Origin of the sequence: Roseobacter sp. HKCCA0882 (genome assembly GCF_037805225.1) — a bacterium.
In the GTDB taxonomy this organism is placed as follows: Bacteria; Pseudomonadota; Alphaproteobacteria; order Rhodobacterales; family Rhodobacteraceae; genus M30B80.
The window spans coordinates 860,717-875,339 of sequence record NZ_JBBLYI010000001.1; the positions used below are offsets into that span (position 1 = coordinate 860,717).

13 protein-coding genes, 1 tRNA gene and 2 pseudogenes are annotated in these 14,623 nt (G+C 58.4%); 11 read left to right on the forward strand and 5 right to left on the reverse strand.

Annotation, left to right across the window (positions count from 1 at the left end):
* Nucleotides 1–74 precede the first annotated feature (74 nt).
* The 4 genes from AAC622_RS04510 to AAC622_RS04525 all read left to right on the forward strand — a co-directional run bounded on the left by AAC622_RS04510 (nt 75) and on the right by AAC622_RS04525 (nt 4,333).
* Nucleotides 75–1,103 (forward strand): cysteine synthase A, encoded by a 1,029-nt coding sequence (locus AAC622_RS04510; RefSeq protein ID WP_340251014.1) that lies wholly within the window; start codon nt 75–77, stop codon nt 1,101–1,103.
* 2 nt (nt 1,104–1,105) lie between these two features.
* A complete protein-coding gene (locus tag AAC622_RS04515; protein ID WP_340260533.1) occupies nt 1,106–3,433 on the forward strand; it encodes a mechanosensitive ion channel family protein in 2,328 nt (775 codons plus the stop codon).
* Nucleotides 3,434–3,441: 8 nt separating this feature from the next.
* Nucleotides 3,442–4,158: an alanyl-tRNA editing protein gene (locus tag AAC622_RS04520; protein ID WP_340260534.1), complete on the forward strand. Its 717-nt coding sequence runs from the start codon at nt 3,442–3,444 to the stop codon at nt 4,156–4,158.
* A gap of 85 nt (nt 4,159–4,243) precedes the next feature.
* Nucleotides 4,244–4,333: transfer RNA gene (locus tag AAC622_RS04525), tRNA-Ser, on the forward strand.
* Nucleotides 4,334–5,028: 695 nt separating this feature from the next.
* Here AAC622_RS04525 and AAC622_RS04530 read toward each other — a convergent pair.
* Nucleotides 5,029–5,463, reverse strand: coding sequence for a helix-turn-helix transcriptional regulator (locus tag AAC622_RS04530; protein WP_340260536.1), 435 nt, complete (start codon nt 5,461–5,463; stop codon nt 5,029–5,031).
* On the opposite strand from AAC622_RS04530, the pseudogene AAC622_RS04535 reads away from it, so the two are divergent.
* Nucleotides 5,453–6,599 (forward strand): annotated as a pseudogene (locus tag AAC622_RS04535) (IS3 family transposase). The gene AAC622_RS04530 and the pseudogene AAC622_RS04535 overlap by 11 nt on opposite strands.
* 21 nt (nt 6,600–6,620) lie before the next feature.
* Nucleotides 6,621–7,052: a sugar phosphate isomerase/epimerase family protein gene (locus AAC622_RS04540; RefSeq protein WP_340260537.1), complete on the forward strand. Its 432-nt coding sequence runs from the start codon at nt 6,621–6,623 to the stop codon at nt 7,050–7,052.
* 253 nt (nt 7,053–7,305) lie between these two features.
* On the opposite strand, the gene AAC622_RS04545 is transcribed toward AAC622_RS04540, so the two are convergent.
* Nucleotides 7,306–8,175, reverse strand: a complete 870-nt coding sequence (locus tag AAC622_RS04545) for a LysR family transcriptional regulator (protein WP_340260538.1) — start codon at nt 8,173–8,175, stop codon at nt 7,306–7,308.
* Nucleotides 8,172–9,170 carry a phosphonate dehydrogenase gene (locus tag AAC622_RS04550; RefSeq protein ID WP_340260539.1) on the reverse strand — a complete coding sequence of 333 codons (999 nt, stop codon included), beginning with the start codon at nt 9,168–9,170 and terminating at the stop codon, nt 8,172–8,174. Before AAC622_RS04550 ends, AAC622_RS04545 begins: the two co-directional genes overlap by 4 nt.
* A 119-nt stretch (nt 9,171–9,289) precedes the next feature.
* Here AAC622_RS04550 and phnC point away from each other — a divergent pair, with 119 nt between their 5' ends.
* The 4 genes and pseudogenes from phnC to AAC622_RS04570 all read left to right on the forward strand — a co-directional run.
* A complete protein-coding gene (gene phnC, locus AAC622_RS04555; protein WP_340260541.1) occupies nt 9,290–10,069 on the forward strand; it encodes a phosphonate ABC transporter ATP-binding protein in 780 nt (259 codons plus the stop codon).
* A gap of 25 nt (nt 10,070–10,094) precedes the next feature.
* Entirely contained in the window at nt 10,095–10,970 is an 876-nt protein-coding gene (phnD, locus tag AAC622_RS04560; RefSeq protein WP_340260543.1) for a phosphate/phosphite/phosphonate ABC transporter substrate-binding protein, read from the forward strand.
* Nucleotides 10,971–10,993: 23 nt separating this feature from the next.
* Nucleotides 10,994–11,818 (forward strand): phosphonate ABC transporter, permease protein PhnE, encoded by an 825-nt coding sequence (gene phnE, locus AAC622_RS04565; protein ID WP_340260545.1) that lies wholly within the window; start codon nt 10,994–10,996, stop codon nt 11,816–11,818.
* A gap of 96 nt (nt 11,819–11,914) precedes the next feature.
* Nucleotides 11,915–12,268: pseudogene (locus AAC622_RS04570) on the forward strand (IS6 family transposase); the annotation flags it as partial.
* Between the two features lie 122 nt (nt 12,269–12,390).
* On the opposite strand, the gene AAC622_RS04575 reads toward AAC622_RS04570, so the two are convergent.
* On the reverse strand, nt 12,391–12,789 hold the full coding sequence (locus tag AAC622_RS04575; protein WP_340260547.1) for a hypothetical protein: 399 nt from the start codon (nt 12,787–12,789) through the stop codon (nt 12,391–12,393).
* Nucleotides 12,789–13,103, reverse strand: a complete 315-nt coding sequence (locus tag AAC622_RS04580) for a hypothetical protein (RefSeq protein WP_340260549.1) — start codon at nt 13,101–13,103, stop codon at nt 12,789–12,791. The genes AAC622_RS04575 and AAC622_RS04580 overlap by 1 nt, the downstream gene beginning before the upstream one ends.
* A gap of 140 nt (nt 13,104–13,243) precedes the next feature.
* Between AAC622_RS04580 and AAC622_RS04585 the strand changes: the two genes are divergently transcribed.
* Nucleotides 13,244–14,623, forward strand: coding sequence for an exonuclease domain-containing protein (locus tag AAC622_RS04585; protein WP_340260550.1), 1,380 nt, complete (start codon nt 13,244–13,246; stop codon nt 14,621–14,623).

Below are 14,623 nucleotides of genomic sequence, written 5' to 3' on the forward strand. Positions count from 1 at the left end.
ACGCCCCTTGAGTTATCGCCCCATCCCACCTATCCCTTGAGAAAGCAAAGAATTCTGCCAAAAAGGGGCGCGCTATGACCATTTATTCCGATCTTTCTGCTTCGATTGGCAATACGCCCCTGATCCGTCTGAACAAGGTCAGCGATGAGACTGGGTGCGAGATTTTGGGCAAAGCGGAATTCATGAATCCCGGCCAGTCGGTTAAGGATCGCGCAGCCCTTTACATCATCCGCGATGCCATTGCGCGCGGTGATCTCAAGCCCGGCGGCACGATTGTTGAGGGCACGGCGGGCAATACGGGCATTGGTCTTGCGCTTGTCGGGGCCTCGCTTGGGTTTCGCACTGTGATCGTGATCCCCGAAACGCAAAGCCAAGAAAAGAAAGACATGCTGCGTTTGGCAGGCGCCGAATTGGTGCAAGTGCCTGCGGCTCCCTATAAAAATCCGAACAATTATGTGCGATATTCGGGGCGTTTGGCGGCTGAACTTGCAAAATCCGAACCTAATGGGGCGATTTGGGCCAATCAGTTTGACAATACCGCCAATCGTCAGGCGCACATTGAGACAACAGGCCCCGAGATTTGGGAACAGACCGCGGGAAAGGTGGATGGGTTCATCTGCGCGGTCGGATCCGGCGGCACATTGGCGGGGGTTGGTGCCGCGCTGCAACCCAAAGGCGTGCGCATCGGTTTGGCTGATCCTGAAGGGGCCGCGCTTTATAGCTTTTACACCAATGGAACCTTTGACGCGCCAGGAACCTCGATCGCCGAAGGGATCGGGCAGGGTCGCATTACTGCGAATTTAGAGGGGTTCACGCCCGATTGCGCCTATCGCATCTCGGATCAAGAGGCGCTGCCGATCGTGTTTGATTTGCTCAGCACGGAGGGCTTGTGCCTTGGTGGCTCATCAGGGGTGAATATCGCAGGCGCGGTTCACATGGCGCGCGAGATGGGGCGGGGTCATACCATCGTGACAATTTTGTGCGACTATGGCACCCGCTATCAATCAAAGCTGTACAACCCTGAATTCCTGCGTGAAAAGGGCTTGCCCGTGCCCGCGTGGCTTGACTGCGGCGCGGCGGATTTGCCCGTGGTATTTGAGTAATGATGACATTCGCACGACCAAGTTTGGCCCTGACGCGGCTTTTGATCGCTTTTGCGGTCTTGTGGCTTAGCCTCACAGCCGAGGTTTTGGCGCAAGACCCGCCCGATTACACCGCGTGGTCACAACTGAGCGCGCGCGCGCAGGTGATGATTGACGGGGATCGCGCGTCAACCTCGATGCTTGAGGCGGTGCGCGCTGAGATCGTCACGTGGCGCACGGTGTTTTTGGACGCGCAAGATATCAATGCCAGTCGCATCGCAACATTGCGCGAACAGATCACGGCCCTTGGCCCTGTCCCCGCAGAAGGGGAGGTCGAGCCTGCGGCGATTGCCGCACAACGCGCGGATTTGACCCAACGCCTGACTGATGCAGAGGCACCCGCGCGGCGCGCGGAGGCGGCCCATCGCGAGGCGCAAGGCCTCATCGGGGAAATTGATGCGCAAATCGCCGCCCGTCAGGCGGGCGCCTTGTTGCAGCTTGAACCCGCCCCGATTAACCCCGCCAATTGGCCCAGTGCGGTTGCAACACTGCTTGGCTTCGCTTTTGCCGTAGGGCAGGAGGTCGTAACCTACTCACTGGCGCCTTCGCAGATATCCGCCCTTGGGGCGAACCTGCCGCTTGTGGCGATTTTTGTGATTGTGGGGCTTGTTCTTTTGACCCGTGGCAGGGGGTTTGTGGGGCGGTGGATGGAAACGCACCACAGCCCAAGCCCAACCCCCACAGCGCGGCTTGCCCTGTTAGGTCTGTCACTTTTGCATCATGCCATGCCCGTCATTGGGGTTTGGGCCTTGGCCTATGCGGTGCAGATCTCGGGCATGGTCGGGTTTCGCGCGGCGGTGTTGGTGCAAATGGCCGCCCCGATGGCGCTCAGCTTTATGGCGGCGATTTGGCTTGGGCGGCAGGTTTTCCCCCTCGATGAGACCAACCGCCCCCTTCTGCGCCTAGACGAGGCGACACGCGCAACAGGCCGCCGCTTGGCACGAGTTTTGGGGGCGATTGTGGGGCTGTGGCTTTTGGTGGGGCAGGTCGCACAAACCGAAAATTTCACTTCCGCAGACCGATTGGTGATCAGTTTCCCAATCGTGGTCTTGGCGGGTCTGATGATGTGGCAATTAGGCTGTCTGTTGGCCGTTCATGTCAAAAATTCAGCCCAGTTGGACGGCGCGCGCCCCCTGATGCTGCGCATGACACGCGCGCTGTCTTTGGCGGTCATGGCGCTTGGTCTTTTGGGGCCGATTTTGGCAGGGGTTGGGTATTTCACCGCAGGATCGTCCTTCCTTTTGCCGATGTTGTTCAGCCTGTCCTTGCTTGCGGTTCTCGGCATCTTGCAGCGGGTGGTGACTGATGCCTACGGGGCCTTAACCCGCCGCAGCGAGGGGTTGGACGAGGCTCTGACCCCGACCTTGATCGGGTTTATCTTGGTCTTGGCCTCCTTACCCGCCTTTGCCCTGATCTGGGGGGTGCGGCCCGCGCAATTATCTGACATTTGGGCGCAGATTGTCTCGGGGTTCACCATTGGCGGCGTGACGATTTCGCCTCGCAATTTCCTGATTTTCGCGATTGTCTTTGCGATTGGCTATACGGCAACCCGCGCGCTTCAAAGCACGCTGCGATATAACCTTCTGCCAAAAACCCAAATCGACCAAGGCGGTCAAAGCGCGATTTTGGCGGGAACGGGCTATGTTGGTATTTTCTTGGCCGCACTTTTTGCCATCACCTCGGCAGGAATTGATCTGTCCTCCCTTGCGATTGTGGCTGGTGCGCTGTCGGTCGGTATCGGTTTTGGCCTGCAAACAATCGTGTCCAATTTCGTCTCAGGGATCATTTTGTTGATCGAGCGCCCGTTCAAAGAGGGTGATTGGATCGAGGTCAATGGCCAGATGGGGTATGTGCGTGAAATCTCCGTGCGCTCGACCCGCATTGAAACCTTTGATCGTTCCGATTTGATTGTGCCGAATGCCGATTTGATTGCGGGGGTGGTCACCAATATGACCCATTCCTCCGACACAGGCCGCCTGATTTTGCCCGTTGGGGTGGCCTATGACAGCGACCCGCAGCTTGTGATGAAAATCATGGCCGAGGTTGCCGAGGCGCATCCGATGGTGATCTTGAAACCAAAACCAACCATCTTGATGGTAAATTTTGGGGCAGATGCGTTGGAATTTGAAATTCGCGCGATCCTGCGGGATGTGAATTTCCTATTGTCGGTGAAATCCGAGATGAACCTTGAATTGCTGCGCAGGTTCCGCGAGGCAGGTATCGAAATCCCATTCGCACAGCGTGATTTGTGGCTGCGCAACCCCGAGGCGCTTGCCGCCCCTAAATCTTGAGTGCTGGTATGAGTGAGCTTTTATTTCTAGAAGATGCCTATCGCAAAACTGCGCCTGCGACTGTAAAGGGGCTGACGGATGCAGGTGGGATCATCTTGGATCAAACCATTTTCTATGCCCAAGGGGGCGGGCAGCCGGGCGATAGCGGGTGGTTGGATTACGAGGGCGGGCGCATCGCCATCGCCACCACGATGAAGGGCGAGGGCGGGGATGTTGTTCTCTTGCCTGCCGAACCCGTGGCCTTGCCAAAATCTGGCGCGGCGGTTGAGCAGCGTCTTGATTGGGCGCGCCGCTTTAATCATATGCGCATGCACACCGCCTTGCATCTTTTGTCTGTTGTGCTGCCTTATGGGGTGACAGGCGGGGCGATTGGCGCGGAACGCGGGCGGCTTGATTTCGACATTCCCGATAGTTTGCCCGAGCGTATGATCCTGCAAGGTCAACTTAACGCATTGGTGGATCGCAACCTGCCCGTAACACAGCACTGGATCACCGAGGCGGAATTGGATGCAAAGCCTGAGATGGTCAAAACCCTCTCGGTCAAACCCCCGCGCGGCGCGGGCCGTATTCGTCTTGTGCAAATCGGCGAGGGGGCTGCGCAGATTGACCTGCAACCTTGCGGCGGCACCCATGTTGAGCGCACGGGCGAGATCGGCAAATTGGAGATCCTTAAAATCGAAAACAAAGGCCGCCAAAACCGCCGCGTCAGCATCGGGTTTGCCTAATCTCGGGCTACGGTGAAATTCTCTGCGGGGGATGTCAATTCACGGGTTGCACAAAGGGGGTGAAATCCTATAGGAGACCCCTCACGGACAGGTGGCCGAGTGGTCGAAGGCGCACGCCTGGAACGCGTGTAGGCGGGAAACCGTCTCCAGGGTTCGAATCCCTGTCTGTCCGCCACCTATACTTACCGAAACCGATAATGGGCCCTCGCGGGCCCCTTTTTTCTTTTGGTTTCAAAGGGGTTTAGTCATGGTGACCGCCCTTCAGAGACTGTCATAACGGTCAAAATCGGTCTCGGAACTGCACTTGTCTCTAATCGAGCGCCCCCGGCCCTCAGAGGGGCGCTTTCAAAATATCGTTTAATTACGGAATCTTGGAGATTTCGGTCGAGCGCCCTTTTCGAAAGTGTAACCGATAGCAAAATACGTTTCGAATCCGAGGGACTGGCGTAGGACGGTCGGAAGTTTGAATTCAGAGCGGGTTCAAATACGGTTGGGTGCCAAATACGTCCCCGCGCCGAGCCGCTCACTCCAGTTCATAGGCCGCTGCGGATGTTTCGACGAGGGAATAGGCGTATTGCAGATGGTCATGGAGAAGCGTTTTGGCACGCGTATCGAGGGTTAACCGACCGCTCTCGAACAGTGGACGCTTTTCAGTCCTCAACGAGGGTATTATAAAAGCGGTTGGCCACATAGACGCAAAGTTGATCGCCCGACAGCCGGCCGCTTGCGTGGCTGTTCAGCCTGGTGACCAGCCCGTATTTCTTAGGCAAAGTCTTTGTTTTTGTATCGATCTCGCGACCCGACATGCCGCAACAGACGAGTTCACTGTCCCTGGGTTGGTTTCGACCTTCAAGCAGTCGATCATGAGGGCTACGACGAAGCACTGCCGAAATCCTCCCTGTAACGACGAGGCGAGGTTCCCACGCCCTTCGCAAAGGCACGAGTAAAGTGCGCTTGATCGGAGTATCCGGCAAGGAAGCCGATCTCTGCGAGGCTCGGGCCGCTCTTTTCGATCAAATACCCCGCCGCAACCTGCAGGCGCGCCTCGGCGACCAGCCGGGACAAGCTCAGCCCCTGATCAGTCAGGCGGCGTTGCAGCGTTCGGGCGGACAGTCCTGCACCATCCGAAATCTCGTCGAGAGTCCAGCGCCTCAGCGGGTCGGACGCAAGGCGATGACGTAGGTCCGGGACCAACGCGTCGGCCGGTTCGGTTGCGACGGGCGGTTCGGCGACCAGACTGAGCCTCCCCCACTGAACCGGTCCACTGCTATGTTTAGGAAACGGAGGACCATGAATGGCAAACAAACGACCAAAGCCCGAAGAGATCGTTACAAAGTTACGTCAAGTTGAAGTGTTGATTGGGCAAGGATTGTCCCGTCTTGATGCGATCAGACAAATTGGTGTTGTTGAGCAGACCTATTATCGCTGGCGCAGACAGTATGGCGGTATGGGCGTTGATCAATTGAAAGAGCTTAAACGTCTACAAAAAGAGAATGAACAGCTGAGAAGAGCTGTTTCTGATCTGACACTCGATAAGCTGATCTTAAGAGAAGCTGCACGGGGAACCGTAGGTCCGCGCAGCGAAACTTCTAAGCCCCGCTCGTCGCAGGGCATGTATTGATCATGTTCGCACGCAATTGGATGTTTCAGAGCGCAGAGCCTGTCGTGTGCTTGAGCAACATCGATCCACACAACGTAATCCCCCAAAAGGGCGTGCGGATGAAGAGAGACTTGTTGCGGATATGATTGAGTTTGCCCGACGGTATGGCCGCTATGGCTATCGCAGAGTGGCCTACCTTCTGAGAGAGGTGGGTTGGTCAGTCAGCGATGGTCGCATTGAGAGGCTGTGGCGACGAGAGGGGCTCAAAGTTCCACCTAAGCAACCCAAGAAAGGGCGGCTCTGGCTGAATGACGGTTCATGCGTCCGTCTTCGTCCCCAGTACCGCAATCATGTTTGGAGCTATGATTTTGTGCACTGCAGAACGGATGACGGGAGACCGTTTCGAACCTTAAACATTATCGATGAGTACAGTCGGGAATGCTTGACCATCAAAGTTGAGCGGAAATTGAACTCCACGAATGTGATTGATGCCTTAACAGATCTGTTCATCTTGCATGGGCCACCTGCATACATTCGTTCTGACAATGGGCCTGAGTTCGTTGCTCTAGCGGTCAGAGATTGGATTGCGGCTGTTGGCGCAAAAACAGCTTATATCGAACCTGGAAGCCCGTGGGAAAATGGATATTGCGAAAGCTTTAACGGCAGGTTCCGTGATGAGCTTTTGAATGGCGAAGTCTTCTACACGCTACGAGAAGCCCAAATCATCATTGAAAAATGGAGACAGCACTACAACACAAAGAGACCGCACAGTGCATTGGGCTATCGCCCGCCCGCTCCTGAAGTCATCATACAAATGGATCAGAGGCCAAATATGCACTAACTATAAACTCGGACCGGTTAAATGAGGCTGCTCAACACGCTAGCTAGGGTTGTTAAGCGTGCAGAAAGCCAAGGCGTTACTTTGGTGATCGAAAATATTATGGATATTGATCCGGCAGAACGGCGTAGATTAGCGGAAAGCTTTGAATCGGAACGTGTGAAGTTGTCTGTGGATACTGGGCATGCGCATTACGCTCACAATTCAACAGGTGCACCACCGGTGGATTACTTTATCCAAGATGCTGGGGCTATGCTAGAGCATGTACATCTACAGGATGCGGATGGCTATGCAGACCGTCATTGGAGCTTAGGCGAAGGGACAATCCGCTGGGACGCGGTGTTTCGTGCAGTGGCGTCACTCGAGCAGCGCCCACGGCTGTTGCTTGAACTGCGCGATAAGAGCCGGATCCATGACTCGATGCGCTTCCTCCAGGAACGGGGTTTGGGGCGATAACATTTGGCCGCGCGGTTTCGTTTTCTGCTTTGCATCTAATGGGAGGTTAGAGATGATTTCAGCTGCGCGGCTAGCTCATCTCCACGAGGTCGCGCAGGTTCATCATGTCAGTGGTCATCGGTGGTCCTCTCGATTTTGGGTTGGTGTCAGCAACCAGACCTTAACCGAACATCGCCGGTGACCACCTCACCCAGAACCACACCACGCTCAGGGAGAGCATCCAAAAGGCGATCTTGGCGGGCCGACGATCGGCCTATGCGTGTTCGGGGATCAGAAAATCCAACATGCGCGCGGCGGGGACGGCTGCGGCACTGTCCTTGAGAATCGCGAGATAGAAAGGTTTTGTCAACGCTTTGCCTTTCAGGCGGCAGATCGCCAGATCGCCTGAGGCCACTTCTGACCGGACCGAGCGCGCCAGCACGATGGACGCCCCCAAGCCGGCGGCCACGGCGCGCTTGACCGCTTCGGTCGAGCCAAGGTTGCCGACGGTGTTCAACTCTGCCGCCTGCGGGCCAAGGGCTTCAGTCAGGAGCGTGCCCGTCCCCGTGCCTCGTTCACCGCCCAGAATGCGAAGCGTCTTGAGTTCGTCGAAGCTGATCTCGGGCCTGGTGGCAAAGGCATGGTCCGGCGGCAGGATGATCACCATCTCTTCGTGGGCCCAGGCCCTTGCGGACACGGCGGCATGCGACAGGGGCCATTCCATCGCGGCAAGGTCAACCTCACCGGTCAGGAGCATCTCGGCGATCTTGGGATTCGGGGCCGATACGACCTCCCACAGCATCTTGGTGTCCTGGGTGGCCAGAAAGGCCGCCAGGTTCTGCGGCATGACATACGAGGCGATATTGCCACTGCAGCCGATCTTGAGCGTGTCGGAAAGTGCCGCATCGCGCGCCCGGGTGGCAGAGGCCAGAACCTGCTGGGCATGCGGCAGAAAACGCGCGCCAGCCGGGGTCAGGCGGCTGCCCGCGTGGTTGCGGCTGACCAGCTCGGCCCCGAGATCGCCTTCGAGCTTCTTCAGGTGCTGCGACAATGTCGGCTGCGCAATGCCGATTCGTTCGGCGGCGGCCTGAAAGCTGCCTGCTTTGGCGAGGGCCACGAAACTGTGCAGGAGCGTGATGTTCATCGACCCAGAACCTCGGGGTTGAGCGCGTTCCGGGGGCAGCCGCCCTTGAGGGTGGTGATGATGCAATCGGCGGCGGAGGCGGCGATCTGGCGGCGGACATCGGTGACGGCCGAGCCGATATGCGGGCTGAGCACCGTACGGTCGCTGGCGAGGATATCGGGATGGATCCGGCGCGGCCGGTCCGGCCTGTGCCAATCCTCCATTTCGAAGGTATCCGCCGCGTATCCGGCAAGATCGCCCGCGTTCAAGGCCGCAGCGACCGCCGCTTCATCGACAAGCGATCCGCGCGCCGGATTGACCAGGTAGGCACCGGGCTTCATGCGCTTGAGGAAATCGGCATTCACGATATGCAGGGTGCGGGGCGTGAGGGGCAGCGCCAGCACGACGAAATCAGATGTCGAGAAGACCGTGTCCAGCGGCGCATATTGGGCGGCAAGCGCTTTTTCCGTGGTCGGATCGAGACGTTCTTCGTCAAAATAGAGACGGCTTCCCCGGAAGCCCGACAGAAGGCGCATCGTCTCGCGGCCTACCGCACCTGCGCCGATCACGCCGACCGTGGCACCCTGAATGCTGCCACCGTAGAAGCGGGGGCGCCAGCCGGCGAATGCGCCGGAGCGGACATAGCTGTCACCGGCACGCATGTTGCGGGCCAATGCGATCATCAGGCCAAGGGCCAGTTCCGCCGTCGGTTCGGTCAAGAGGTCCGGAACATAGGTGACCAGCACACCACGACGGGTGCAGGCGGCCACATCGAGGTTGTCAAAGCCCTTCAGGGCCCCGGCCACGATTTTGAGATCGGGACAGGCGGCAAGGAAATCATCATCGATACATTCGGTCATGAAGGCCATGACCGCAGCCGCATCGCCGCAGAACGCGCGCAGGGCATCGGGGGAGACAGGCTCGCGTTCGGTATTGGCCACGACATCGCCAACCGTCTGAAGGCGCGCGATGGTTTCGGTTTCGATCCAGTTCGGGACCACGATCTTGGGCTTCATCAGCATTCCTCCGGGCAATGTGGAGTTTGGCTAGCAGGATTTCCGCGTTATCGCAATATGTAATAAAATTGTCATAAATATTGCTTATCGAAAGGTAACTACGATGGAGAATCGATACCATGGACGGGTCACCAAAGCTTGCCGCAACCGATATCTTGAGCCTGCACGGAATCGAGGTGGTCTACCCAAACGGCACAAGGGCGCTGCACGAGACGACCTGCCAATTCTCGGATGGTGAGTTGACGATCCTGCTTGGGCCGTCGGGTGCCGGCAAGTCGACCTTGCTGCGGGCCTTGAACATGCTGACGCGCCCCACCGCCGGCACGATCTTGGCCAAGGGACATGGCGCGCTGGAAACGGCTGCGGATATCCGTGCCCATCGCCGCGATACCGCGATGATCTTCCAGCAGCATCAGCTGATCGGGCGCATGAGCGCCTTGCGGAACGTCCTGATTTCGCGTCTTGGCCGGCATTCCCTATGGAGCAGCATGAGCGGGTTTTCCATGGCCGAGCGGCGCCTTGCACTGCAGTCCCTCGAGCGCGTGGGCCTGTTCGACAAGGCGCTTATCCGCTGCGACAGCCTGTCGGGCGGCCAGCAGCAAAGGGTCGGCATCGCGCGCGCCCTGACCCAGGAGCCCAAGCTGATCTTGGCGGATGAACCGATCGCGTCGCTCGATCCGGCGTCATCGAACCGGGTGATGACCATCCTGCGCGATGTCTGCCGCGAGGATCGCATCCCGGTGATCGTGAGCCTGCACCAGCTTGATTTCGCTAAGGCCTATGCCGACCGGATCATCGGCCTCGCGGGGGGCAGGATCGTGTTCGACGGCCCGCCCGAAACCCTGACCGACACCGCTCTGACGCGCATCTACGGCGCGCACGCGGACAGCGCCACCTGACTTCATCAACCCTAGGAGACCCAAAATGAAGACGATCCTGACCTTTACCGCCCTGCTTCTGGGCACGACCGCGGCCTTTGCGGCGGGTGATCACGACCCCGACACGCTGCGCGTCGCCCTGCTGCCGGACGAAAACGCTGCCACCGTCATCCAGAATAACAAGCCGCTGGCTGCCTACCTGGAAGAGACCCTGGGCAAGGATATCGAGCTGATCGTGACGACCGATTATTCGTCGATGATCGAAGCGATGCGTTTCGGACGTGTCGACGTCGCCTATTTCGGGCCGGCCTCTTACACGATCGCAAAGGCCAAGATGGAAGGTGGCGACCTGGATATCGAGCCCTTCGCGGCCCGTGTGAAGGATGGCAGCACCACCTATCAATCCGTGCTGATCGCGAATGTCGAGAGCGGCATCGATTCGATCGACGATATCGAAGGCAGCGGGATCGACGTGGCCTTCGGCGACCAGGCGTCCACCTCGAGCCATTTCGCACCGAAATACACCATGATGCTGGAAGGCGTCACGGAAGGCGACGATTACAAGCAGAACTTCACCGGGGCGCATGATGCCGTGGCGCGCAATGTCGAACTGGGCAATGCCGCTGTCGGCGGGTTGAGCCGCCCAATTTTCGAAAGCCTTGTGGCGAAAGGCACGGTCGATCCGGCCAAGGTGGTGGTGATCGGATATTCCGCCGACATTCCGCAATATCCTTGGGTTATGCGCACCGACATGACCGAAGAGCTGGAGCAGGGCATCAAGGACGCGTTCCTGTCGCTTGAGCGTGGCACCGAGGCTGGAGACGCTGTGTTGAAGCCGTTCAAGGCCGATGGCTTTGCCGCGATCACGGATGCGGATTACGACATCATCCGCGACATCCGCAAGAACCTCCAGTCCAACTAAGCCAGCGACCGAAGGACAGCACCATGCGCCGCCCCGTGACCGATACATCGACCTTGACCGATCCCGAGATGATCCTCGCCGAGGACAGCAAGGGGCGGCGCATCCTGTTTCTTCAAATTCTTGGCGTCCTGGCCATTGTCATCCTGTCGCTTTGGCTGACCGGTATGCTAGACGGAGACCGCCTGGCGCAGGGCCTGCCGGCGATCGGCGTCCTGGTCACCGAGATGCTCCCGCCCGATTTCGGACGCTGGCGGGATTGGATCGACCCGCTTTTGGAAACGCTGGCCATGTCGATCGCCGGAACGGCGCTGGCCATCGCGCTGTCGCTGCCGCTGGGGTTTCTTGCCGCGCGCAACACGACCCCCAACAGGATCGCCTATCAGATTGCGCGCTTCGTGCTGAACACGCTGCGCTCGATCCCGGAGCTGATCCTGGGCATCATCTTTGTCGCCGCTGTCGGTTTCGGGATGCTGCCGGGTGTTTTGGCCCTGGGGCTGCATTCGGTTGGAATGGTCGGCAAGTTCTTCGCCGAAGCGATCGAGCACGCGCATCCGGCCCCGATCGAGGCGACCGAAGCTTCGGGGGCGACGCGGATGCAGGTGATCCTGCACGGGGTGTTTCCGCAGGTCTTTCCGCAATTCGCCGATGTCAGCATGTATCGGTGGGAGTACAATTTCCGTGCGTCCACTGTAATGGGCATGGTTGGCGCAGGCGGAATCGGCACCGAGCTTGTCGGGTCGTTGCGGCTGCTGGATTATCCGCAGGTCGCGGCGCTGCTTCTGGTGATCCTGGGCTGCGTGACGCTGGTGGACATGCTGAGCAATGCGCTACGCTCGCGTTTCAAGTGAGGCAAGGTGCGGCGGTTCAGATAGCCGAACCCTGGGGACGGCTGTGTCAGAAGAACTTTGCTTGAGGCAGGGCAGGGAGCGGACTAGCGTCAGGTTATGACCAAACGCTCCCCCTTCAAGTATTTCAAAACCAGTCCTGAGATCATCCGCCTGGCCGTGATGCTTTATGTCCGATTTCCTCTGTCGCTGAGGAATGTCGAAGATTTACTGCACGAACGCGGCATCGACGTCAGCCATGAAACCATCCGGTTCTGGTGGAACAGGTTTGGGCCGATGTTTGCCTCCGAGATCCGCCGGCGACGTGTTCAGCAACTGCGTGCGTTTTCGCCATGGCAATGGCACGTGGACGAGGTCTTCGTGAAAATCAACGGTGAGCGGCACTACCTCTGGCGAGCTGTCGATCATGAAGGCGAGGTGCTTGAGAGCGTCGTCACCAAGCGAAGAAACAAGGGTATTGTCAGAGGAACTTGTCTTGAGGAGGGGCAGGGCGCTGGCTAGCGTCCCTGCATGACCAAACGCTCGCCTTTCAAGTGCTTCAAGACCAGTCCAGAGGTCATCCAGCATTCGGCCCTTCACTTCGCGCCGCCGTCCTCCGCAAACACCACGCCAGCCTGATCGGCCCAAGGCAAGCCCGCACACTCTGACAGCTGCATCACGGTCACGGCAGATACCTCTCGCCGAAACACCAGTCGTTTCAAGACCTCAGGCGCGAGATATGCCAACCGCAGCTGCCTGCTGACATGGCGCTCTGCGAGGTTCACGGCGATTGCCAGGTCGCGCACTGTGCCGAACTCTCCGGCTTCCATCCGCCGCCGCCAGGACCATGCGCGGCCGATGGCACGCAGGATATGCGGATCTTGGGTGTTATCCTCGCTGGGCAGGTAATCGGCGGGCGGCATGATTTTGGGCCGCCCGTTTTTCTTGCGGAGCTTGAGGGGGACGAAGACTTGGATGGTGTCGGGCGCGGCCATTATTCCGCAGCCTCAAGCTGGCGTGGGGTCATCATCTCCCGCATGACACCGGCTATCCCGTCGGTCCGCAAGTCGATCACTAGGCCTTCAGCGGTCACTGTGACGCGCCGGACGAGCAACTGAATGATGCGGGCCTGTTCGCCCGGAAAGAGCTGATCCCAAAGCTTGGGAAACTGTTGGAGCGCCTCGATGGCCTCTGCCTCGGGTATATCCTCGCGGTCCAGTGCAGCTATGACCTGTGCCGTGGTTTCTGGCGTGCGCAGGACACGGCGGATTTCCGTGATGACGGCTGCCTCAGCGGTGTCGGCCGGCAAACGCTTGGTCGCAAAGGTTACTGGTTATATCTGGCAGCGCACCCAAAGTTTCTTTGGCAGCGGATCAGCCGGCAGAGCATCTGGCGTACCATCACGCCAGAGCAGTTAGGGTCCTTTTCATTCGCCCGAAAGCGCTAGCGGTGGATTTTGTTTTTTACGATTTAGAGACCACAGGGATCTCCCCGGCGTACGACCAACCGCTGCAATTCGCAGCGATCCTGACGGATGAACATTTCGTGGAGAAGCAGCGTGTGAACCTTCGCTGCCGTTTAGCTCCCCATATTTTGCCATCGCCGCAGGCTTTGATCGTTACAGGGGTCACGCCTGATCAACTGACGGACCCAAGCCTGCCATCCCTTTTTGAATTCTCTCAGAAGGTCGTTGCACTGACAGAGCAGTGGGCACCGGCGATTTGGGTTGGCTACAACACAATGAAATTCGACGAGGAGGTGCTGCGGCAGACCTTCTATCAGAACCTGTCGCCGAGCATTTACGCCACCCAGTTCAACGGCAATACCCGCTTCGACATTATGACGGCTGTTTATACAGCCTACGTGCGAGACCCCGGACTTCTGGCCTGGCCCCAAGATGAAGCCGGGCGGCAGAGCTTCAAGCTCGACCGACTAGCCCCCGCCAACGGGTTCAATGGCCACAACGCTCATGACGCACTTGGAGATGTGGAAGCCACGATCCACATCGCCCGCCGGATAGCTGACAGAAACCCAAGCCTCTGGGCAGAACTCTTGTCCACTGCCCATAAAACGGAAGTTCAAGCCAAACTCGAAACCTTTCAGCCGATGGAGTTGGTCCTTCGCTTTGGAGGGGGCGAACCCCGTGCCTACACGGGAGTCTTTTGCGGCTACACCCCAGGGAACAATACACGGGCAGCATTCTTCGACCTAGATGCCGCTAATCCTGCGGATCTATTGAGCGCATCCGACGAGGCGCTCTTCGCGGCGGTTGATGCGTCCCCCAAAGTCATCCGTAGCGTGTCGACCAACAAGGCGCCGGCGCTCTTGAGCATGGCAGAGCCCAGTCCCGAACATCAGCGGCGCGCCGCAGTTATTGCAGCCGCACCAGAATTTCGAAGCAGGGTTGGGGAGGCGATGGCTGAGCGCTTTGTTGATGATCCTGAGGCGCCACCGAAGCCGGTTGAGGAACTGATCTACGGCGAGTTTTATTCAAACGCTGACAAGAACCTGCTTGGGGAGTTTCAACACGCTGACTGGCCACGTCGCCAAGAGATCGTTTCCAGCCTGTCTGATCGTCGCCTTCGTCAACTGGGCAACCGTTTGGTCGCGTTTCATAGCCCCGAACTTTTGACTACTGAGGAGACCGCGCGGTTCCGCGACTACCTGCGATCAAAGTGGTTGCCAGCGGCGGAAGAAAAGACCCAATGGATGACCCTTGGTCGAGCCGCCGAAGAAATCACCAACATCCAAGAGATGAACGGGACAGATGACGCGGTCATAGACGCCATCCGACAATTTTTCGCAGACCGCCGGAGGGTGCTTGATTGA

Coding starts and splice junctions, on each gene's coding strand:
- AAC622_RS04510 (WP_340251014.1), top strand. CDS start 75: ATGACCATTTATTCCGATCTTTCTGCTTCGATTGGCAATACGCCCCTG.
- AAC622_RS04515 (WP_340260533.1), top strand. CDS start 1,106: ATGACATTCGCACGACCAAGTTTGGCCCTGACGCGGCTTTTGATCGCT.
- AAC622_RS04520 (WP_340260534.1), top strand. CDS start 3,442: ATGAGTGAGCTTTTATTTCTAGAAGATGCCTATCGCAAAACTGCGCCT.
- AAC622_RS04540 (WP_340260537.1), top strand. CDS start 6,621: ATGAGGCTGCTCAACACGCTAGCTAGGGTTGTTAAGCGTGCAGAAAGC.
- AAC622_RS04545 (WP_340260538.1), bottom strand. CDS start 8,175: ATGAACATCACGCTCCTGCACAGTTTCGTGGCCCTCGCCAAAGCAGGC.
- AAC622_RS04550 (WP_340260539.1), bottom strand. CDS start 9,170: ATGAAGCCCAAGATCGTGGTCCCGAACTGGATCGAAACCGAAACCATC.
- phnC (WP_340260541.1), top strand. CDS start 9,290: ATGGACGGGTCACCAAAGCTTGCCGCAACCGATATCTTGAGCCTGCAC.
- phnD (WP_340260543.1), top strand. CDS start 10,095: ATGAAGACGATCCTGACCTTTACCGCCCTGCTTCTGGGCACGACCGCG.
- phnE (WP_340260545.1), top strand. CDS start 10,994: ATGCGCCGCCCCGTGACCGATACATCGACCTTGACCGATCCCGAGATG.
- AAC622_RS04575 (WP_340260547.1), bottom strand. CDS start 12,789: ATGGCCGCGCCCGACACCATCCAAGTCTTCGTCCCCCTCAAGCTCCGC.